The organism is Prevotella aurantiaca, from assembly GCF_015262605.1.
GTDB classification, from domain to species: Bacteria; Bacteroidota; Bacteroidia; order Bacteroidales; family Bacteroidaceae; genus Prevotella; species Prevotella aurantiaca.
This window is the reverse complement of the sequence record NZ_JABZSJ010000029.1, coordinates 1-21074: the sequence shown is the minus strand read 5'-3', so window position 1 is coordinate 21074 and position 21074 is coordinate 1. Positions and strand designations below refer to the sequence as shown.

The window sequence follows — 21074 nt, the reverse complement described above, 5'->3', positions numbered from 1 at the left end:
ATTGTTTTTCTTCTTTTAAATTCTTTTTAAGGAAATATTATTAGTCATATCTTGTTTTATAATTGATTTTTATTTATTACATCTTTCGCGATATGTTAATATAAATAAATATTAAACTATTAATTAACTTTTAATTGTTAATGGTTTAATAAATTAATTACCTTTGCTTTCGGTTTAATAAAATGTATAATTAAAGTGTAGTATCTTACACTATAAATAAAAGATAATAGGTAAAGAGATTATGAATAAAAAGACGATTTGGGTAATTGCAGTCATCATGGGACTTTCGTTCCTTGCTCTTCTTTTGCTCCAACTCAATTATATTGAGGAAATGGCAGAGATGAAGAAAGAGCAGTTCGACGAATCGGTAAATCGTGCTCTTTATCAAGCTTCTCGTAACATGGAGCTTAATGAAACATTAAGATTCCTAGAAAAAGATGTAAATAACAATGAATTGAAAACAACAAGTGCTGATTCACTTCGGCGAAAAGATACATCACATACGCATCAAGCACCAGCATCATTGGAAGGAAGTGATTCGTATACTTCGTTCGAATCTAAATTAGCTCAGAGTAATCCTTCGTTAAGAACAAAGGCAACCATCCTTCGAAACGATACGGGAACTATTGCGGCAACCAAAAGAAAAATGCAAGAAGTCGTAAGAAACCGCTACGTTTATCAGAAAGCACTATTGGAAGAAGTCGTTTACAATATACTTTACTCTGCTTCGGATAAGCCTCTGAATGAACGAATTAATTTCAAAATGCTTGATCAAGATTTGCGGGCGGAGATGATGAATAATGGAATCAACATTCCATATCACTTTACGGTGCTTACGCAAGACGGACGTGAAGTTTATAAATGTCCTGACTATGTTAGTGATGGAGAAGATAATTGTTACTCGCAAGTACTGTTCAGAAACGACCCACCGAATAGAATGGGTGTAGTGAAGGTGCATTTTCCAGAAATGAATAGTTATATTTTCTCAAGTGTACGATTCATGATTCCGTCTATAATCTTCACGATGGTGTTGCTAGTAACATTTATTTTCACAATTGTCATTATATTTCGACAGAAGAAATACTCGGAAATTAAGAATGACTTTGTGAATAACATGACACACGAATTAAAGACGCCAATAGCAAGTATTTCGTTAGCTGCACAGATGATGAATGATAAAAGTCTGACCAAGACGCCGAAAATGATAGAACATCTTGGTGGGGTGGTAAACGATGAATCCAAACGGCTACGCTTTTTAGTAGAAAAAGTGCTCCAGATGAGTATGTATGATAGCAAAAAAGCAGTGTTAAAGAAAAAATATGTAGACTTGAACGAGATGGTCGAAACTATTGCGCATTCTTTTACATTGCGAGTAGAGCATACTGGAGGAAAGGTTTATACAGAGATAGATGCTATAGATTCAAAAATGTATGTGGATGAAATGCATTTCCAAAATGTAATTTTCAACTTGTTGGATAATGCAGTAAAATATGCTAAAGCTGACCAACCTCTGAATGTTTATTTGAAAACATGGAATACAAATGATCACCTCTATTTAACAATACGCGACACGGGTCAAGGAATTAAGAAAGATAACTTGAAGAAGATTTTCGAAAAATTCTATCGCGTACATACCGGCAACTTACATGATGTAAAAGGCTTCGGATTAGGCTTAGCATACGTTAAAAGAATGGTAGATTTACACGAAGGTGAAATAAAGGTAGATAGTGAGTATGGTAAAGGAACAAAATTCACAATTATTCTACCAGTACTATTAGATAAATAAAAACAAATTTAATTAAAGGAGAAAAGATATGGAAGAAAATTTCAAGATTTTATTGTGTGAAGATGATGAAAATCTCGGAACACTGCTGAGCGAGTATTTACAGGCTAAAGGTTATCAAGCTGACCTATGTCCTGATGGTGAAATTGGATATAGAACTTTCTTGAAGAATAAGTATGACATTTGTGTACTTGATGTGATGATGCCAAAGAAAGATGGTTTCACATTGGCACAAGAAATTCGTCAGTCAAATGCAGAGATACCAATTATCTTCCTAACAGCTAAGCAACTTAAAGAAGATATTCTTGCTGGTTTCAAGATTGGTGCTGATGATTACATTACTAAACCTTTCTCAATGGAAGAATTAGTATTCCGTATTGAAGCTATCCTTCGTCGTGTGCGAGGAAAGAGAACTAAGGAATCTACTCTTTATCAGATTGGACGATTTGCTTTCGATACACAGAAGCAGTTGCTAACACTTGACAATGATCCTGATAAAGCAACTAAACTTACAACAAAAGAAAACGAATTGCTTGCTCTGCTTTGTGCACACTCAAATGAAATACTGCAGCGTGACTATGCTTTGAAAACAATTTGGATAGATGACAACTATTTTAATGCACGCTCTATGGATGTTTATATAACTAAGTTGCGCAAGCATTTAAAAGCTGATGATCAAATTGAAATTATCAATATACATGGTAAGGGTTATAAACTTATTGTACCAGACGAAGAATAAAAATAAAATAAAAGCTCAATGGAAGTTTCTGTTGAGCTTTTATTTTTAATAGTTGTATGAGTTTTTTAATAAATAGTATAAGAAATTTTTTTTATACAGATTCACTAAGATACTGTTTGTTAGTAATTTAAAAGTATTGATTTATTAGAAAAAGGTATTATTCTCAACTTTTCATTATGTTAAAAAAATAAAATCGATTATTATTACAAAACTAAAAAACGTAATTACATTTTTATCAAAACATAATTATGTTTTTTTAATTTGTAATTATAATTTTTCTACTGTTAAGCAAATAATGATTTTGCTTAATACTATGAATGCTTTTCCAGCTGAACATAAGATATAGTTCCAGCTATTATTAATATTAATCCAGAAAAAAGGAGAGCATTCCCTTTAATATTTAATAAAATGTGAATAGCAAACAATATGAGACCTGCTATTACTGATATTAATCCTAAATATTTAATATATCCCTTCATAGAATGCAAAAGTACTAAAAACATTTGGTTAGTTCATAAAAAAGTAGTAATTTTGCACCGCATTTCGAGATAGAGATGCATATTTTTATAAATAATTTATTTAAAAGTAGTATGAATCAATACGAAACCGTTTTCATTTTGACTCCCGTTTTGTCTGATGAACAGATGAAGGAAGCGGTCGCTAAATTCAAGAAACTGCTCACCGATAAAGGTGCTGAAATCTTGAACGAAGAGATTTGGGGTCTCAAGAAGTTGGCTTACAACATTCAAAAAAAGTCTTCTGGCTTCTACGCAATGTTGGAGTTTAATGCAGAACCATCAGTTATTAAAACTCTCGAAACAGGCTTCCGCCGCGACGAGAAAGTTATTCGTTTCATTACCATTAAGCAGGATAAGTACTCAGCTGCATATGCTGAGAAGCGTCGCGCTAAATGGGCAGCTAAAAAGGAGGCTTAATCATGGCAGAGCAGAAAAAGACAGAAATTCGTTATTTGACCGCACCATCAATCGATACTAAGAAGAAAAAGTATTGTCGTTTTAAGAAAAGTGGTATCAAATATATCGACTATAAGGATGGCGAATTCCTTAAGAAGTTCTTGAATGAACAAGGAAAAATTCTTCCACGTCGTATTACTGGAACATCTTTGAAGTATCAGCGTCGTGTTGCACAAGCTGTTAAGCGTGCTCGTCAGATTGCTTTGCTTCCATATGTAACCGATTTGATGAAATAAGAAGGAGGCTTAAGATATGGAAATTATACTTAAAGAAGATATTATCGGACTTGGTTACAAGAACGATATTGTAAATGTAAAAAGCGGATATGGTCGTAACTTCCTTATCCCAACAGGTAAAGGTGTAATCGCATCTCCTTCTGCTAAAAAGCAATTAGCTGAAGACTTGAGACAACAAGCTGCTAAAATTGCTGCTAAAAAGGCTGATGCAGAAAAGCGAGCTGCACAACTCGAAGGAGTAGAATTAGTAATTTCAGCAAAGGTTTCTGCAACTGGCGTTACTTATGGCTCAGTTAATACCATCATCGTAGCTGAGGAATTAGCTAAGAAGGGTATAGAAATCGATCGCAAGATTATCACAATGCGCGACATTAAGAAGGTTGGTACATTTGAAGCAACTATTCACTTCTTTAAAGATGTTGAGGTTAAGCTTCCTGTAATTGTAGTTGCAGAAAACCAACTAGAGCCTAAGGCTGAAGAAGTTGAAGAAACTGTTGAAGCTCCAGTAACTGAGGTTGAAGTAGAAGAAGCTCCTGCAGCTGAATAATATTATTTCTCGAAAGAGAGTTTCTATAGATTGTTTATTAAAACACTATAATATATTTTATCCCTTACATCTTTTTTAAAGGTGGAAGGGATATTTCATTTATGAAAAAAATTGTACTTACAGGCGGACCTTGTGCAGGTAAAACGACCGCCTTAGTAAAAATAATGGAACACTTTTCAAGTATTGGCTATAAAGTGTTTATTATTCCTGAGCTGCCTACACTATTTTTGCAGGCTGGTATGGACTATCTTACTGATAATCGAGAATTCTTTTATGAAGGTGAAAAGGCTACTTTAGAAATGCAAATAGCATTGGAAGATAAATTCCAGCAAATGGCAAAAAGTATAAAACAGCCAGTTCTCATTGTTTGCGATCGTGGTACAATGGATATATCAGCATATATGGAACCTAAACTTTGGGAAAATATTACATCCCATGTTGGTACAAATAATGAAGAATTACGTTCTCGTTATGATGCTGTTTTACACTTAGTAAGTGCAGCAGATGGAGCAGAACAGTTTTATACAACTGCAACTAATAAAGAACGTACTGAAGGTATAGAGTTGGCTCGTGAACTTGATAAGAAAGTTATTCACGCTTGGTCTGAACATCCTCATCTTCGGGTTATTAACAATCATGAGAAATTTGAAACCAAGCTAGAACAAGTCCTTCAAGATATTTCTGATGTTTTGGAAATTCCACGTCAAGCTATTGAAGAACGGAAATATATTGTACGACTGAAAGATGTGATACCTGAAGTTATAACAAGCAAGATTACACAAACTTATCTTACTTCGGAACCACAAAGTGAAGTTCGTTTACGTCGTCGTACACTAAATGGAATTTCTGTAAATGTACGCACAACTATAAAAACTTTGCCAAACAATGATCAAGTAGAAACAGAACGTCAAATAGATAACAACCTTTATGAATCTCTTCTTAGGCAAGCTGATCCCTATCGTCAGACAATTCATAAAACAAGACAAACATTTATTTGGAAAGGTCAGTTCTTTGAACTGGATACTTTTATTCAACCATATAATGGCTTACAAATATTAGAAACAAAAGGAGTAATCAAACACGAAGATGTAATTTTTCCGCCATTTATAGAAGTGTTAGAAGATATTACTGGTGTTACAAAGTATTATAATTACAATTTAGCTTTGAAGAAATAAACTTTTTCCACAAACGTAATACAGAATATAAAAAATGGTAAAAACTAGCTTTATATCAATGATTTGAAGGTAAAAAGAATATTAAAAATTTGGTCAATCATGGTAAAAGCAGTATCTTTGCAGGCGTTTAATAAAAATAAACTTTAATATAGTTGAATGAAGAATGACAAAATGAAGTTGCAGTACCGTGTGAATGAACAGATTCATGCACGGGAAGTACGTGTGATAAGTGAAGGAAATGCAGAGGTTATGCCTACTAGACAAGCATTAGAATTAGCTCGCAAAGAAGGTGTAGACCTTGTAGAAATATCTCCTAACGCACAACCTCCAGTTTGTAGAATCATCGACTATTCAAAATTCCTTTATCAGCAGAAGAAGCATCAAAAGGAGATGAAGCAGAAGCAGGTAAAGCAAGATATTAAAGAAATTCGTTTCGGACCTCAAACCGATGAACATGACTATCAGTTTAAGCTGAAACATGCTCAAGAATTCCTTAATGAAGGAAATAAAGTGCGTGCATACGTATTCTTCCGTGGTCGTTCAATTCTTTTTAAAGAGCAAGGAGAGGTCCTTTTGTTAAGATTTGCTAACGACTTAGAAGAGCTTGCAAAGGTTGAACAATTGCCTAAGCTTGAAGGAAAGAAAATGTTTCTTTACCTTTCACCTAAAAAAGCTGGTATAACAAAGAAGAGTCAACAACGTCGAGATCGTGAAGAGGCAGAAGGTGCAGCAAAGAATGCAGAAGCAGCTAAGAACGAAATTGGGAATAAAAGCAATGTAGATAATGGCCTTTTTGCAAATGCAAAGAATGGTTCTGCGGTGCTTGATAAATTGAAGAATGAAGAATAAAGCTTGATGCATCTTTGATAAGAAGACGCTGAAAAGCGCCTGTGCGTAACGTCTTGGTATATACGTTGCCACAGATGAATATAAATAATAATTTTAAAAATTAAAAAAAATGCCAAAGCAAAAGACAAACTCTGGAGCAAAGAAAAGATTTAGCTTCACGGGAACAGGTAAGGTAAAGCGTAATCGTGCTTACCACAGTCATATCTTGACTAAGAAGACAAAAAAACAGAAGAGAAATCTCGTTCACTATGCTATAGTGGACAGTAGCAACATGAAGCAGGTACGCGACCTGTTAAATCTTCGTTAATAATCATTAGTCAAACAAATTAAAAGGATAAAACTATGCCAAGATCAGTAAATCATGTTGCTTCAAAAGCAAAGAGAACAAGAATTCTTAAGAAGACAAAGGGTTACTTTGGTGCCCGTAAGAATGTTTGGACAGTAGCTAAGAATACCTATGAGAAAGGTTTGACTTATGCTTACCGCGATCGTCGTAATAAGAAGCGTACATTCCGTGCACTTTGGATTCAGCGTATCAATGCTGCTGCTCGTCTTTACGATATGAGCTACAGCCAATTGATGGGTGCATTACACAAGTCAGGTATTGAAATCAACCGCAAGGTTCTTGCTGACCTCGCTGCAAATAACCCAGAAGCATTCAAGGCTATTGTAGAAAAGGTTAAGTAATTAGATAATTACAAGAATAAAAAAGGTTGTAAATCTCAAGATTTACAACCTTTTTTTCATACACGAATTTAATGTAGTTAACAAAAAGTTATTGCATTACATTCTTCATACTCAGACCAATTCGATTTCTTTTATTATCTATTTGTGTAACTTTCACACGAACGTGTTGATGTAAATGTACTATAGAATTTGGGTCTGAAACAAACTTATTAGATAATTGTGAAACGTGAACAAGTCCGTCTTGGTGAACACCAATATCAACAAATGCGCCAAAATTAGTAATGTTCGTAATAATACCAGGTAGTTCCATTCCTTCTTTGAGGTCATCAATTGTACGCACTGCGGTATCGAAATCGAATTCTTCTAGTTGTTCGCGAGGGTCACGTCCAGGCTTTTCTAATTCTTGTACAATATCATAGAGTGTTAGTAGTCCAACATCTTCTGTTACATAACGTTTTAAATCGATACGCTTAATAAGTTCTTTATTATTGATTAGCTCACTTACACTACATTTTTGTTCTTTTGCCATTGCTTCTACGATATGATAACTCTCAGGGTGTACTGCAGAATTGTCAAGAGGATTCTTAGCATTTGGTATTCGAAGAAAACCTGCACTTTGTTGAAAAGCAACATTTCCCAGACGAGGCACCTTCTTTAATTGGGCACGAGATGTAAATGCTCCATGATCTTTTCGATATTCTATAATATTTTGAGCGAGGACAGAACCTAAACCGCTGACATACATTAATAGATGTTTTGAAGCAGTATTAAGGTTTACACCAACTTGATTAACACAACTTTCTACTGTTTGATCCAACGAATGTCTAAGCTTTGTTTGTTCTACATCGTGTTGATATTGACCAACTCCAATATTTTTCGGGTCTATTTTTACCAATTCAGCCAACGGGTCCATCAACCTTCTTCCAATTGAAACAGCTCCGCGCGTAGTTACATCTTCATTAGGAAACTCCTCTCGAGCGGTCAAAGATGCTGAATATATAGATGCACCATCTTCGCTAACAACAAACACTTTCGGAATTTCAGTATTATTTTCTTCCCTCAAATTAGTCAAACAATCAGCTATAAAATCTTTCGATTCTCGACTTGCTGTACCATTTCCTATTGCAATTGCTTCTATATTATATTGCTTAATCATTCTCAAAATTGCAATTGTAGCTTGGCCGTAAAGTCGTTTCGGTGGATGAGGATAAATAATTTCGTGATGTAAAAGATTACCTTGGGCATCCAAACATGCCGTTTTACACCCATTTGCAAATCCAGGATCAAGAGCTAAAACCCGCTTTTGCCCGAGAGGGGCAGATAGTAAAAGCTGTCTTAAATTCTCGGCAAACACCTTGATGGCTTCCTCATCAGCTCTTTCTTTGCTCAATCCAGCAAACTCATTCTCTATACTTGGGTTGATTAAACGTTTAAAGCTATCGCCAATTGCCTCTGCAACTAAGCTCTGACATTCACCTCTACCATGTATAAACAGGCAATTGAGACGTTCAACGCATTCTACTCCATCTATCGAAATGCTTACTCTTAAAATACCAGCAGCTTCCCCCCGACGCATAGCGAGCAGACGATGACTATTGCAACGTCGCAGTGGTTCAGAAAAATCAAAGTAATCAGAAAATTTTTGAGCTTCGTCTGTATTTTCAACTTTCTTGATTACTTTTGATGAGATTTTCGCTTCACGTTTAAAAGCACTACGCACTATATTACGCGCTTGTGGGTCCTCACTTACTATCTCTGCAATAATATCTTTTGCTCCTTGCAGTGCAGTTGCTTCATTCTTAATTTCACCTGTAACAAAACGCTTACTGGCAGCTTTAGGATTCTGTTCTTTTTGCATTAACAGTAGTGTTGCTAACGGTTCAAGACCTTGTTCTCGGGCTACTTGTGCTTTTGTTCTTCGTTTAGGTTTAAATGGCAAATACAAATCTTCCAACACAGAATTATCCCAACAATTCGCAATCTTATTTTTTAATTCATCAGTAAGTTTTCCTTGTTCGCTTATAGTTTTCAGAATTGTTTCTTTGCGCTTGTCGGTTTCAGTTAAGCGTTCATTCATTTCTGCAATCCGAGTAATCTGCACTTCATCAAGATTTCCAGTTCGCTCTTTGCGATATCTTGCAATAAAAGGAATAGTGCAACCTTCATTCAGCAATGTTAGGGTTGCATCAACATTCTTTTCCAATAGATTAAGCGTTTCTGCTATATGCTTTGTGTATGCATTCATTTCTTACGATTTTTGGTGTTACACAAAGATACAGATTTTCTTTTTATACTGCATTACGTTCCTAAAAATTTTTAGAAAAATAAGTGGAATAATTTTTTTTCTTACCATAACAAAAGATTCTTAAAGAGACCCAATATATCAATTCTTATTTTTTTGAATAGTAACCAAACTAAAAACATTCTGTAAAGAAAACACATAAAGAAAATAAAGAATATATATTTGTATTGTAAAAGTGCCCTTTTTACCTTCCAATATAGGCGTTTTTATTGTGCAATATAGGCTCTTTTAGAATACAAAAGAGCCTATATAGTAACTTGTTTAACTCCAATTGGTTATGAAATAATACTATCAATGTACTTTATTTACAAATTTATTCTCGAAATAAAATTGTAAATATCACCTTTTACAGGTTGTCTCATAGATTTCTTATTCTTCTTTTTAATTTTATTGAAACGCCTTTATATGCTAATAAAAGTAAAGTAGCTTGCAATTAGTTACAAAAATATTACGTATCTTTGCAGTGCTAATTTAAGAAGAAAACAGAATAGGAAAGATGCTGTCAATCGAAGGTTTAAAAGTAGAGTTTGCTGTAAAGCCACTCTTCCATAATGTTTCTTTCGTGGTAAACGACCGTGATCGTATAGCTTTAGTCGGCAAAAATGGAGCGGGGAAATCTACAATGCTTAAAATACTCTGTGGTTTACAACGTCCCACAGCAGGTGTAGTAGCTGTTCCCAACGACACCACAATAGGCTATTTACCACAGGTTATGAAGTTATCTGACGATACTACGGTAAAAGAAGAAACGCGTAAGGCATTTGCAGATGCTACCAAAATGAAAGAGAAACTGGAGCGTATGCAGCAAGAAATGGCTGAACGTACCGACTATGAAAGTGCAAGTTATACCGAATTAGTTGAGAAATTTACGCAGGAGCATGAACGTTTTATGTTACTTGGCGGTGAAAACTACGAAGCAGAAATAGAGCGGACACTGACAGGATTAGGCTTTGAACGTACAGATTTCGATCGTCCTACGTCTGAATTCTCTGGTGGTTGGCGTATGCGTATAGAGTTGGCAAAGATACTTTTACGCCATCCTGATGTATTACTTCTTGATGAACCAACCAACCATTTGGATATTGAGTCTATACAATGGTTAGAACAATTCCTTGCTCAAAGTGCTAAAGCTGTAGTGTTAGTCTCCCACGACCGCGCCTTTATCAATAATGTAACGAATCGTACATTAGAAATAACATGTGGCAGGGTAGAGGATTACAAAGTGAAATACGATGAATATCTTGTTTTACGTAAAGAACGTAGAGAACAGCAGATGCGTGCGTATGAAAACCAACAAAAGGAAATAGCAGATATAAAAGCTTTTATAGATAGATTTCGTTATCAAGCAACTAAGGCTGTACAGGTGCAGCAACGCATAAAACAATTGGAGAAAATTGTCCCTATAGAGGTAGATGAGGTGGACAATTCAGCAATGCGCTTAAAGTTTCCACCGTGCTTACGGAGCGGTGATTATCCAGTTATATGCGACAATGTGCGCAAAGAATATCCCCCACGACTTGTATTCGATAAGGTAGATATGACCATTAAGCGAGGCGAGAAAGTTGCTTTTGTCGGTAAGAATGGTGAAGGAAAGTCTACACTTGTGAAGTGTATAATGGGAGAAATACCATTCGATGGTAACTTAAAGATAGGACACAATGTTCAGATAGGTTATTTCGCACAAAATCAAGCCCAGCTTTTAGATGAAAGCTTAACAATTTTTGAAACCATAGACCAAGTGGCAAAAGGCGATATGCGTTTGAAGATTAACGACCTTTTAGGTGCTTTTATGTTTGGCGGAGAAACGTCTGAGAAGAAAGTTAAAGTACTTTCTGGTGGTGAACGTTCACGTTTGGCAATGATAAAACTATTGCTTGAGCCTGTTAATCTCTTAATTCTTGATGAGCCAACCAACCACTTGGATATTACATCGAAAGAGGTTTTGAAAGAAGCTATTAAAGCTTTCGATGGAACAGCCATTATTGTTTCTCACGACAGAGAATTTCTTGATGGTTTAGTAAGTAAGGTCTATGAATTTGGTGGAGGCAAAGTTCGCGAGCATTTAGGCGGAATTTACGATTATTTGCGTGCTCATAACGCAGAAACAATACAAGAAAGTTTGAGTAAAGCAAGTGCAAACAACATTGTAGCTGAAGCAGAAAATATACAAAATGCAAAGCAAGAAATGGTATCTCAACCTTCATCTGGCGCAGTATCGTATGCAGAGCGCAAGGAACAGCAGAAGAAGATAAAAAAAGCACAGCGTGCAGTAGAAGACTCTGAAAAGAAGATTGCCAAGATGGAAGAGCGTAAAGCTGAGCTTGACGAACTACTGATGGTTGCAGAGAATGCATCGAATATGGAACTCGTTACTGAATACACCGACCTGCAACGCCATTTAGATAAAGAAAACGAGCAATGGCTTGAGCTTTCAGAAGCGTTAGAAAGGTTGCTCGATGAATAAGGAAAAGTAATTAAATTCAATAAATAAATCAACAATCTTTTTCGTTTATATTGAACTTGTAGAACATGCGTTTAGTTTTAAAGGTGATATATTAACGAGAAGTTTTAAACTAAAATCATTTAAAATGAACATTAAAACAATCTTACCGATGATGATGATTGCTGCTGTTCCTATGACTGGTTTTGCTCAAAAACAAGCTGGTATAAAGGAAAGTAATCTCGACAAATCGGTACGTCCAGCTGATGACTTCTATCAGTTTGCGACAGGTGGCTGGCAAAAAAACAATCCATTGCCTGCAGCTTATTCACGTTATGGTTCTTTTGACCAATTAGGTGAAGACAACAACAAGCGTATCAACACAATTCTTACAAGTCTACTTAAGGCAAAAGCAAAGCCAGGAAGTGTAGAACAAAAGCTGAGCGATTTTTACAAACTCGCTATGGACTCTGTGCGTAGAAATAAAGAAGGTGTTGCCCCAGTAATGCCATTGCTCAACGAAATTGAGAGTGCTAAGACTTTAGCAGACCTACGTAAGATTCAGTTGAAATATGCAAGTCAAAGCTATGGCTTGCCTATCAGCTATGGATTTGGTGCTGATGAGAAGAACGCGAAGATGAATATTCTTAACGTTAGTCAGAGTGGTTTAACTTTAGGTCAGAAGGATTACTATCTTGACAACGATAAGTCAACAACCGAAATACGTAATGCGTTTAAGAAGTTCATTGTAAATATGTTTGAACTTTTCGGTTTCTCTAAGGCTCAAGCTGAACAGAATAGTAACTATATTATGCGTTATGAAACAGCTATTGCACTGATTTCAAAAAGCAGAACTGAGCTTCGCGATGCTGCTGCTAATTATAACAAGATGACATTGGCAGACTTTAAGGCTAAATATCCTAATATTCGTTTGGAACAATTGCTTAATGCTGACGGTGTAAAGTCTGCTGATATACAGGAAATGGTGGTTGGCCAGCCTAACTTCTTAGTAGGTGTAGACAAGTTGATAGAAACTGAAACTGCAAACGAACTTCGTGCTCGTATAGAGTGGGAGGTTATTCTTGGGGCTGCAAACTATCTCAGCGATGACGTCCGTGCTGAATACTTTAACTTCTTCAGTAAGACAATGCGTGGCACAAAGCAAGATTATCCACGTTGGAAACGTGCTACACAACAGATTGAAAGTCAAATGGGCGAAGCACTCGGCAAAATATATTGCGAACGTTATTTCCCTGCAAGCAGCAAACAACGCATGGAGCAACTCATCAAAAATCTTGAGGTTAGTTTGGCTGAGCGCATCAAAGCACAAAGTTGGATGAGCGAAGAAACTAAGAAGGCTGCACTCGAAAAGTTGTCTACTTTCTACGTTAAGGTTGGTTATCCTAACAAGTGGCAAGATTTAAGCTCACTTACCATTGACCCAAGCAAGTCGTATTACGATAATGTTATGAACTGCCGTAAGTTCTGGCATAAGGTAAATCTCGACGAAACTGCTGGTAAACCAGTTGATAAGGATAAGTGGTATATGACTCCACAAACTGTAAACGCATATTACAACCCTACCACTAACGAGATTTGTTTCCCTGCAGGTATTCTTCAGTACCCATTCTTCGACCCGACTGCTGACGACGCCTTCAACTATGGAGCTATCGGTGTGGTAATTGGACACGAAATGACTCATGGTTTCGACGACAATGGTCGTAACTATGACAAGGACGGAAACATGAGAGACTGGTGGGCTAAGGGAGATGGCGACAAGTTTAAAGCTCGCACAACTCCATTCGGTGAATTCTTCAGCAACATTAGTGTACTTCCAGACCTCAAAGCAAATGGAAAACTTACTATGGGTGAAAACCTTGCCGACCACGGAGGTTTGATGGTTGCCTTCAATGCTTTGAAGAATGCAATGAAGGGCAAAAAGTCGCAAAACATCTTTGGTTTCACACCAGAACAACGTTTCTTCCTTGCTTATTCAGGTGTATGGGCAGCTAACATTACTGAAGCTGAAATACGCAATCGTACTAAGAGCGACCCTCACTCGTTAGGCGAATGGCGCGTAAATGGTGCTTTGCCACACATCGACGCATGGTACGATGCTTTCAATGTGAAGCCTGGCGACAAGCTGTACTTGCCAAAAGAACAGCGTTTAGACCTTTGGTAATTCCCAAAAACAAACATATAACTTTCAACAATCATTAAGAAAGTAGTTTAATAAAGGGCTGGATTTATCTTAATAGTTATCCAGCCCTTTTAATTTAAAACTCCAAAAAGATTAAAAACATCATTATTGCCCTTAAACATGGATAAAGAAAGAGTTGTAGAAAGATTATCATGGATATTAAATTCTCCAGTATCATCACCAAGATATGCCACTAAAGAATTCAGAGAAGAACAATTTCGTTTCTTCGAGAATTATGTTCATTTTCTCCAAGACAATGGATTTACTACGAGAATCTTGTTGAAGAAAGGCGAAAAGGCAACAAACGAATCGCAAATCAAGGTAGGAGATTTAACCCCAGAAGGACTAAAATTCTATGCCTTCGGAGTAAGAAAATGGAGAGAAAAGTACGACCGTGCAAAAGATAAAATAAGAGCAATCAACGACTTTGCATTTATAGAAAAGAAATTGAAGCAGTTTCGTGAACAAGAAACAAAATAGATTCTTCAAACCACAAATAAAAGTATCTAAGCTCATAACACCTTCAAGAAACTCGGAAAACCAACAGAGCAAAAAAATCCACCCATCAGGACTTAAACGAATGTATGTTTTGAAGATGGAAAATAAACATATAACTTTATACAATTATTAAGAAAGATGGCTAAGCAAAGGACTGAATAGCTTTCAAGGTAGTTCAGTCCTTTAAAGTTTAAAGCTATTGCGATTTTTAAAGAAACATCATTATATAAGAAATATGGATCCAGAAGAATTAATTGAGAAATTAGATTGGCTATTTAAATCGCCCTTATCTTCGAACAGGTACAACACTCAAGAGTTTAAAGAAGAACAATTTCGTTTTTTCGAGAATTATGTTCATTTTCTCCAAGACAATGGATTTACTACGAGAATCTTGTTGAAGAAAGGCGAAAAGGCAACAAACGAATCGCAAATCAAGGTAGGAGATTTAACCCCAGAAGGACTAAAATTCTATGCCTTCGGAGTAAGAAAATGGAGAGAAAAGTACGACCGTGCAAAAGATAAAATAAGAGCAATCAACGACTTTGCATTTATAGAAAAGAAATTGAAGCAGTTTCGTGAACAAGAAACAAAATAGATTCTTCAAACCACAAATAAAAGTATCTAAGCTCATAACACCTTCAAGAAACTCGGAAAACCAACAGAGCAAAAAAATCCACCCATCAGGACTTAAACGAATGTATGTTTTGAAGATGGAAAATAAACAATTCAAGCATACTCTCAAAAGCTCGCCAGCTTTTTTAAGAAAGCTGGCGAGCTTTTTCGTAAAAACAATTGAGCTTTTCTTTAATAGTAATAAAGCTATTGATAAAAAATGACGACAAAGTAGAATAAACCACAAAAGTTTCTTTACAAATTCTTTTTTGTTTAGAAGAAAAACCATATCTTTGCAACGTTGAAACAAGAAAAAAACCTTACGAGTTTTAAAGGTCTTCTGGCTCGTAAAAGGATAACCGAAGAAGACCAATCCGAACCATCATGTCAAATAAACCTATTCAATATGTTCTGAAAGAGCGTAAACTCAACATTGGCAAACAAGCAGGAAAAACAGTTATTGTCGCTCAACCTACAGGACGTCATCGTGTAGATTTCCGTAACTTCTGCGCACGCATTTCAAAGTCAACAACATTCAACCCACAAGAAGTGGCTGCGGTTTTGAATCTCGCTACAGAAACAGCACGCGAAATTGTTGCTAACGGTGACATCGTAGATTTTGGCGACCTTGGAACGCTTAAGCCATCATTCAAGAGCAAAGCGGTTGAAAAAGGCAAACCTTTCCGTGCACAAACACACATTGAAAAACCTATCGTTCGCCTCGTAGCTTCTCGTAAGTACTTTACTTTAACCGATGTAACCTACGAACAAGTAACTCCGAAAGAGAACGACGATAAGAAAAACAAAGAAGAAGGTACACAGCCTAATCATCCGTAATTTTAACAAAATTCTAAGTCCTCGTTCCCAACAGAGCGAGGACTTTTTTCAGTCTTATTCATTACACCATTACGACCAACCCCTTACTTCAACAAATTACCAAGAAAAACAAAGCAATTGTTAGAAACATAATAAATTACATCTCAAAACCAAATTTATCAGTCTTTATTCAGTCTGAATAGCTACTAAGAACTATAGTTCTTGCAAGTGTCACATTATTATTGTACCTTTGCGCTCAAATAAGAAAAAAGGATTTTAAACAAACAATGATTACACTTTCAAACATTGCCGTTCAATTCGGAAAAAGAGTTCTGTATAAGGACGTTAATATTAAATTTACTCCAGGAAATATCTATGGCGTTATCGGAGCAAATGGAGCAGGAAAATCAACATTGCTTCGTGCCATCTCTGGCGATTTAGAACCAACCAAAGGAACTATCACATTAGGAACAGGAGAACGCTTGTCGGTATTGGAACAGGACCACTTTAAATACGATGAATTTAAGGTAATGGACACTGTGCTTATGGGGCACGAACCACTTTGGAAGAATATGAAAGAGCGTGAAGAACTTTACGCTAAACCAGAAATGACCGAAGAAGACGGAAACCGTGCTGCCGATTTGGAACTAAAGTTTGCCGAAATGAATGGTTGGGAAGCTGAAAGCGAAGCTGCCCAATTATTACAACATTTAGGAGTGAAAGAAGATGCACACCAAAAAAAAGTAGGCGACTTGTCAAACACAGAAAAAGTGCGTGTAATGTTGGCAAAGGCACTCTTCGGAAAACCCGACAACCTTTTGCTCGATGAGCCTACCAACGACCTCGACCTTGAAACAGTAGAGTGGTTGGAAGATTATCTCGGCGAAATAGAAGAAACACAAACAGTACTTGTTGTATCGCACGACCGTCACTTCCTTGACGCCGTAAGTACACAAACTATAGATATCGACTTCGGTAAAGTTACAGTGTTTGCAGGTAACTACTCGTTCTGGTACGAAAGTTCTCAGTTAGCTTTGCGTCAAGCGCAAAACCAAAAGATGAAAGCCGAAGAAAAGAAACAGCAGTTGGAAGAATTTATCCGTCGTTTCTCTGCCAATGTGGCAAAAAGCAAGCAAACAACTTCACGTAAGAAGATGCTTGAGAAACTGAATGTAGAAGAAATTCGCCCATCAAGCCGTAAATATCCAGGTATCATCTTCCAAATGGAACGCGAGCCAGGCAATCAAATCTTAGAAGTTCAAGACTTAAAAGCTGTTGATGAAGACGGAACTGTATTATTCGACCACGTAAACTTCAATATTGAGAAAGAACAGAAAGTTGTATTCCTATCACGTAATCCTAAGGCAATGACAGCTTTGTTCAATATAATCAATGGCGAACGTGAAGCTCAAGAAGGTACTTACAATTGGGGAGTAACCATTACAACAGCTTACTTACCTCTTGACAATACAGAATACTTCGATTGCGATTTGAATCTTGTTGATTGGCTTTCACAATATGGTCCTGGTAATGAGGTAGCAATGAAAGGCTTCCTTGGTCGTATGTTGTTTAAACAGGAAGAGGTAGAAAAGAAAGTTAATGTACTTTCTGGAGGCGAGAAAATGCGTTGTATGATTGCAAGAATGCAGCTGCAAAATGCAAACTGTCTAATACTCGATACTCCTACAAACCACCTTGATTTGGAAAGCATTCAGGCGTTCAACAATAACCTTGTAGGCTTTAAAGGTAATATCCTCTTTAGCTCTCACGACCATGAATTCATCGGAACTGTTGCTAATCGTATTATCGAATTAACCCCTAAAGGTACAATTGACAAACTTATGAGCTACGATGAATACATTCACGACGAGCAAATTAAGGAACAGAAAGCCAAAATGTATCAAGTATAAAGTAGCAATATAATAGTATAAGGACTGCTGACGAGTTATATTTGTCGTGCAGTCCTTAATATGTTGGCACGCTATTTGTATAGTTTTGAAATAAAAAAAATACAAGATTATGAGTAAAAAGAATAAGAAGATAGAAATAGAAGACGAAGAAAGAAAGTTGCAAGAAGAAACAACTATGGAAGAAGAAAATACTTCTTCAGATAACGAGGCATCATTAGAAACCGACGCTGAAGCTGAAACTAATGAAGAAGTAGACAAAGCAGAACAAAAGGGCGAAAGTGATGAAGCTGAAGAATGGAAAGATAAATATATTCGTCTATATGCTGAATTTGAGAACTACAAGAAGCGCACCCTAAAGGAAAAAACCGAACTTATTCTTAATGGTGGCGAAAAAACAATTACAGCTATTCTTCCTATTCTTGATGATTTTGAACGTGCTATTGCAGACAAGACAGAAGATGCAACAACTATAAAAGAAGGTTTCGACCTTATTTTTAAGAAGTTCTTAAAAACTTTGGAAGGTATTGGTGTAAGTAAAATTGAAACTTCAGATAAAGATTTCAATGTAGATTACCACGAAGCAATAGCAATGGTACCAGGAATGGGCGATGATAAAAAAGGTAAAATAATAGATTGCGTGCAAACGGGGTATATGCTAAACGATAAAGTACTTCGCCACGCTAAAGTTGCAGTAGGCCAATAATATATATAAACGAAATAATCTGAAAAGGTCTTTGAGGTTTCAAAAACTTAAAAATTCACGATAATTACGGAATGGCAAAAAGAGATTACTATGAAGTCTTAGGAGTTGCTAAAAACGCTTCTGACGACGAAATAAAGAAAGCATATAGAAAACTCGCTATTAAATATCATCCAGATAGAAATCCTGATGACGCAAATGCAGAAGAAAAGTTTAAAGAAGCTGCAGAAGCTTATAGTATTCTGAGCGACCCACAAAAGCGTCAGCAGTACGATCAGTTTGGATTTGATGGACCAAACTTCGGTGGTGGAAATCCTTTTGGCAGTGGTGGCTTCTCAATGGACGATATCTTCTCAATGTTTGGCGATGTCTTTGGTGGACATGGTGGTGGTTTTGGCGGTGGAGGTCGTCAAACCCCTAAGTATAAAGGTGCCGATTTGCGTCTAAAAGTAAGACTTTCATTACAGGAAGTTGCTACAGGTGTTACGAAAAAATTTAAAGTACATAAAGATATAACTTGTGAACATTGTCATGGAACAGGTGCTGAAGGCGGAAGTGGAACAGAAACCTGTCCTAATTGTCATGGTAGTGGTATGGAAATTCGTACCCAACAAAGTATCTTTGGTATGATGCAGACACAAACAACTTGTCATGTATGTGGTGGCGAAGGTACTATAATTAAAAACAAATGTACGCACTGCAATGGAGATGGTGTAGTTAAAGGCGAAGAAGTTGTTGAAATCAATATTCCAGCAGGTGTTGCTGAAGGAATGGTTGTGAATGTTCCAAACAAAGGAAATGCTGGTAAACATAATGGTATAACTGGTAATATACAAGTTTTTATTGAAGAAGAAGATAACGATACATTTATTCGTGATGGTCAAAATGTTATCTACAATTTATTGCTTGATTTCCCAACAGCTGTTTTAGGAGGACAAGCTGAAATCCCAACAATAGATGGTAGTTCTGTTAAGATAAAAATAGAAGAAGGCACACAACCTGGTAAAACACTTCGTTTAAGGGGTAAAGGACTTCCAGCAGTGCAAGGTTATGGAAGTGGTTTTGGTGACCTTATCGTGCAGATAAGTATTTACGTGCCTAAAACATTATCGAAATCAGAACGAAAAACCATTGAAGAATTTAAAGAAAGTGATAATTTCAAGGGGGACATTCACACGAAACGCTCGATATTTGATAACTTCAAGAAACTATTCAGCTAAAATTTAAAGACTGAAAAGTAATTAAAATGACTTACGAAGAAACAACAGAATACTTATATAATAGCACCCCTGTCTTTGAGCATGTGGGTGCTTCTGCTTATAAAGAAGGTTTATCAACCACTCACGCATTAGACGAATACTTTGGAAACCCACATCAAAAATTCCGTTCTATTCATATTGCAGGAAGTAATGGTAAAGGTTCATGTTCACATACATTGGCAGCAATACTCCAAGCCGATGGCTATAAAGTTGGGCTTTATACAAGTCCACACCTTGTAGATTTTAGGGAACGAATCAGAGTAAACGGGAAGATGATTTCCAAACAATATGTAATTGATTTTGTTGAAAATTATCGTAACTTCTTTGAACCATTACATCCATCGTTCTTTGAACTAACAACGGCAATGGCCTTTAAATATTTTGCAGAACAAAAAGTTGACTTTGCAATAATCGAAGTAGGGTTAGGAGGTCGTTTGGATTGTACTAATATTATCAATCCGCTACTTTCAATTATAACCAATATTTCGCTTGATCACACTCAGTTTTTGGGTGATACCTTACCCAAAATAGCATTTGAAAAGGCTGGAATTATAAAGCAAACTACTCCAGTAGTAATTGGAGAAGCCACGCCCGAAACACGTGTTGTATTTGAAGCAAAGGCACAAGAAATGGATGCTATGATTGTTTTTGCAGAAGATATTCCTATGGTAGAATCAGCTTGTGCCAATCAAAAAGGAGGGCGTATTTATCAAACACGTTTGTTTGGAACAATCGAAGGTGAATTAGGAGGAATTTATCAAGATAAAAATACTAATACACTGCTGACAGCAGTGATGCAACTTTACAATAATCAAATTATCAGAAATATTGATAGTGTTGCAAAAGGGTTTTCTAATATTAGCAAGGCAACAGGTTTAATGGGTAGATGGCAACAAATACAACAAAATCCAACTGTTATTTGCGACACGGGGCATAACGAAGCAGGATGGAAAGACTTGTCATTGCAAATTAAAAATCAAAAATGTAGCGCTCTGCGTATAGTTTTTGGGATGGTAGACGACAAAGATATAGAGGCAGTCATGGCACTTTTACCTGACAATGCAATTTATTATTGGACACAACCCAGAACTAAACGGGCATTTTCAATAGAAAAGATAAAAGAAGTAGGTGAGCGATATGGACTTAAAGGAAGGTCCTTTACCTATGTTGAAGATGCTTATAATCAAGCATTAAGTGAATCAGAAAACGATGACTTTATATTTGTTGGTGGTTCAAGTTATATTGTTGCTGACTTTTTAAGCAAAATCTAATTTATATAAATATCAATTAAAGGAGGGTGTGTCAAAATTGATACATCCTCTTTTTTATGCACAAAGCTCCGACTTT

19 protein-coding genes are annotated in these 21074 nt (G+C 36.3%); 18 read left to right on the top strand and 1 reads right to left on the bottom strand.

The annotated features are described in order from the left end of the window. Window positions 1-241: 241 nt before the first annotated feature. The 9 genes from HXN26_RS06430 to rplT all read left to right on the top strand — a co-directional run bounded on the left by HXN26_RS06430 (window position 242) and on the right by rplT (window position 6990). Window positions 242-1786 carry a sensor histidine kinase gene (locus HXN26_RS06430; RefSeq protein ID WP_025000258.1) on the top strand — a complete coding sequence of 515 codons (1545 nt, stop codon included), beginning with the start codon at window positions 242-244 and terminating at the stop codon, window positions 1784-1786. A 28-nt stretch (window positions 1787-1814) separates the two neighbouring features. After that, entirely contained in the window at window positions 1815-2522 is a 708-nt protein-coding gene (gene rprY / locus HXN26_RS06425; protein ID WP_273159712.1) for a response regulator transcription factor RprY, read from the top strand. Window positions 2523-3112: 590 nt separating this feature from the next. Beyond that, complete coding sequence (rpsF, locus tag HXN26_RS06420; RefSeq protein WP_025000260.1) at window positions 3113-3457, top strand: 30S ribosomal protein S6; 345 nt, start codon at window positions 3113-3115, stop codon at window positions 3455-3457. A gap of 2 nt (window positions 3458-3459) precedes the next feature. Beyond that, window positions 3460-3732: a 30S ribosomal protein S18 gene (gene rpsR / locus HXN26_RS06415; RefSeq protein ID WP_004364847.1), complete on the top strand. Its 273-nt coding sequence runs from the start codon at window positions 3460-3462 to the stop codon at window positions 3730-3732. A 16-nt stretch (window positions 3733-3748) separates the two neighbouring features. Then, window positions 3749-4279, top strand: a complete 531-nt coding sequence (gene rplI / locus HXN26_RS06410; protein ID WP_025000261.1) for a 50S ribosomal protein L9 — start codon at window positions 3749-3751, stop codon at window positions 4277-4279. Between the two features lie 101 nt (window positions 4280-4380). Continuing rightward, complete coding sequence (locus HXN26_RS06405) at window positions 4381-5454, top strand: AAA family ATPase (RefSeq protein ID WP_273159702.1); 1074 nt, start codon at window positions 4381-4383, stop codon at window positions 5452-5454. 156 nt (window positions 5455-5610) lie between these two features. Next, the gene (gene infC, locus HXN26_RS06400) at window positions 5611-6303 is read left to right on the top strand and encodes a translation initiation factor IF-3 (RefSeq protein ID WP_273159700.1); all 693 of its coding nucleotides are present in this window, start codon (window positions 5611-5613) and stop codon (window positions 6301-6303) included. 109 nt (window positions 6304-6412) lie between these two features. Continuing rightward, entirely contained in the window at window positions 6413-6610 is a 198-nt protein-coding gene (gene rpmI, locus HXN26_RS06395; protein WP_025000264.1) for a 50S ribosomal protein L35, read from the top strand. Between the two features lie 35 nt (window positions 6611-6645). Beyond that, window positions 6646-6990: a 50S ribosomal protein L20 gene (gene rplT, locus HXN26_RS06390; protein ID WP_014710090.1), complete on the top strand. Its 345-nt coding sequence runs from the start codon at window positions 6646-6648 to the stop codon at window positions 6988-6990. Window positions 6991-7078: 88 nt separating this feature from the next. On the opposite strand, the gene HXN26_RS06385 is transcribed toward rplT, so the two are convergent. Further along, a complete protein-coding gene (locus tag HXN26_RS06385; RefSeq protein WP_273159685.1) occupies window positions 7079-9235 on the bottom strand; it encodes a Tex family protein in 2157 nt (718 codons plus the stop codon). Window positions 9236-9788: 553 nt separating this feature from the next. Between HXN26_RS06385 and HXN26_RS06380 the strand changes: the two genes are divergently transcribed. The 9 genes from HXN26_RS06380 to HXN26_RS06340 all read left to right on the top strand — a co-directional run bounded on the left by HXN26_RS06380 (window position 9789) and on the right by HXN26_RS06340 (window position 20998). Beyond that, on the top strand, window positions 9789-11756 hold the full coding sequence (locus HXN26_RS06380; protein ID WP_273159683.1) for an ABC-F family ATP-binding cassette domain-containing protein: 1968 nt from the start codon (window positions 9789-9791) through the stop codon (window positions 11754-11756). A 124-nt stretch (window positions 11757-11880) separates the two neighbouring features. Next, window positions 11881-13914: a M13 family metallopeptidase gene (locus tag HXN26_RS06375; RefSeq protein WP_273159680.1), complete on the top strand. Its 2034-nt coding sequence runs from the start codon at window positions 11881-11883 to the stop codon at window positions 13912-13914. Window positions 13915-14052: 138 nt separating this feature from the next. Next, window positions 14053-14412 (top strand): cyclopropane-fatty-acyl-phospholipid synthase, encoded by a 360-nt coding sequence (locus tag HXN26_RS06370; RefSeq protein WP_115083257.1) that lies wholly within the window; start codon window positions 14053-14055, stop codon window positions 14410-14412. 253 nt (window positions 14413-14665) lie between these two features. Then, window positions 14666-15025, top strand: a complete 360-nt coding sequence (locus HXN26_RS06365) for a cyclopropane-fatty-acyl-phospholipid synthase (RefSeq protein ID WP_115083258.1) — start codon at window positions 14666-14668, stop codon at window positions 15023-15025. Between the two features lie 401 nt (window positions 15026-15426). Next, on the top strand, window positions 15427-15879 hold the full coding sequence (locus HXN26_RS06360; RefSeq protein ID WP_273159677.1) for an HU family DNA-binding protein: 453 nt from the start codon (window positions 15427-15429) through the stop codon (window positions 15877-15879). Between the two features lie 266 nt (window positions 15880-16145). Further along, a complete protein-coding gene (locus HXN26_RS06355; protein ID WP_273159676.1) occupies window positions 16146-17768 on the top strand; it encodes an ABC-F family ATP-binding cassette domain-containing protein in 1623 nt (540 codons plus the stop codon). 109 nt (window positions 17769-17877) lie between these two features. Continuing rightward, window positions 17878-18471 (top strand): nucleotide exchange factor GrpE, encoded by a 594-nt coding sequence (locus HXN26_RS06350; RefSeq protein ID WP_273159673.1) that lies wholly within the window; start codon window positions 17878-17880, stop codon window positions 18469-18471. Between the two features lie 71 nt (window positions 18472-18542). Beyond that, window positions 18543-19688, top strand: coding sequence for a molecular chaperone DnaJ (gene dnaJ / locus HXN26_RS06345; RefSeq protein WP_273159672.1), 1146 nt, complete (start codon window positions 18543-18545; stop codon window positions 19686-19688). 26 nt (window positions 19689-19714) lie between these two features. Next, the gene (locus HXN26_RS06340; protein ID WP_273159671.1) at window positions 19715-20998 is read left to right on the top strand and encodes a bifunctional folylpolyglutamate synthase/dihydrofolate synthase; all 1284 of its coding nucleotides are present in this window, start codon (window positions 19715-19717) and stop codon (window positions 20996-20998) included. The last annotated feature ends 76 nt before the right edge of the window (window positions 20999-21074 follow it).

Bases quoted from the DNA above. Each gene is read 5' to 3' on its own strand.
- HXN26_RS06430 (WP_025000258.1), top strand. From the start codon at position 242: ATGAATAAAAAGACGATTTGGGTAATTGCAGTCATCATGGGACTTTCG.
- rprY (WP_273159712.1), top strand. From the start codon at position 1,815: ATGGAAGAAAATTTCAAGATTTTATTGTGTGAAGATGATGAAAATCTC.
- rpsF (WP_025000260.1), top strand. From the start codon at position 3,113: ATGAATCAATACGAAACCGTTTTCATTTTGACTCCCGTTTTGTCTGAT.
- rpsR (WP_004364847.1), top strand. From the start codon at position 3,460: ATGGCAGAGCAGAAAAAGACAGAAATTCGTTATTTGACCGCACCATCA.
- rplI (WP_025000261.1), top strand. From the start codon at position 3,749: ATGGAAATTATACTTAAAGAAGATATTATCGGACTTGGTTACAAGAAC.
- HXN26_RS06405 (WP_273159702.1), top strand. From the start codon at position 4,381: ATGAAAAAAATTGTACTTACAGGCGGACCTTGTGCAGGTAAAACGACC.
- infC (WP_273159700.1), top strand. From the start codon at position 5,611: ATGAAGAATGACAAAATGAAGTTGCAGTACCGTGTGAATGAACAGATT.
- rpmI (WP_025000264.1), top strand. From the start codon at position 6,413: ATGCCAAAGCAAAAGACAAACTCTGGAGCAAAGAAAAGATTTAGCTTC.
- rplT (WP_014710090.1), top strand. From the start codon at position 6,646: ATGCCAAGATCAGTAAATCATGTTGCTTCAAAAGCAAAGAGAACAAGA.
- HXN26_RS06385 (WP_273159685.1), bottom strand. From the start codon at position 9,235: ATGAATGCATACACAAAGCATATAGCAGAAACGCTTAATCTATTGGAA.
- HXN26_RS06380 (WP_273159683.1), top strand. From the start codon at position 9,789: ATGCTGTCAATCGAAGGTTTAAAAGTAGAGTTTGCTGTAAAGCCACTC.
- HXN26_RS06375 (WP_273159680.1), top strand. From the start codon at position 11,881: ATGAACATTAAAACAATCTTACCGATGATGATGATTGCTGCTGTTCCT.
- HXN26_RS06370 (WP_115083257.1), top strand. From the start codon at position 14,053: ATGGATAAAGAAAGAGTTGTAGAAAGATTATCATGGATATTAAATTCT.
- HXN26_RS06365 (WP_115083258.1), top strand. From the start codon at position 14,666: ATGGATCCAGAAGAATTAATTGAGAAATTAGATTGGCTATTTAAATCG.
- HXN26_RS06360 (WP_273159677.1), top strand. From the start codon at position 15,427: ATGTCAAATAAACCTATTCAATATGTTCTGAAAGAGCGTAAACTCAAC.
- HXN26_RS06355 (WP_273159676.1), top strand. From the start codon at position 16,146: ATGATTACACTTTCAAACATTGCCGTTCAATTCGGAAAAAGAGTTCTG.
- HXN26_RS06350 (WP_273159673.1), top strand. From the start codon at position 17,878: ATGAGTAAAAAGAATAAGAAGATAGAAATAGAAGACGAAGAAAGAAAG.
- dnaJ (WP_273159672.1), top strand. From the start codon at position 18,543: ATGGCAAAAAGAGATTACTATGAAGTCTTAGGAGTTGCTAAAAACGCT.
- HXN26_RS06340 (WP_273159671.1), top strand. From the start codon at position 19,715: ATGACTTACGAAGAAACAACAGAATACTTATATAATAGCACCCCTGTC.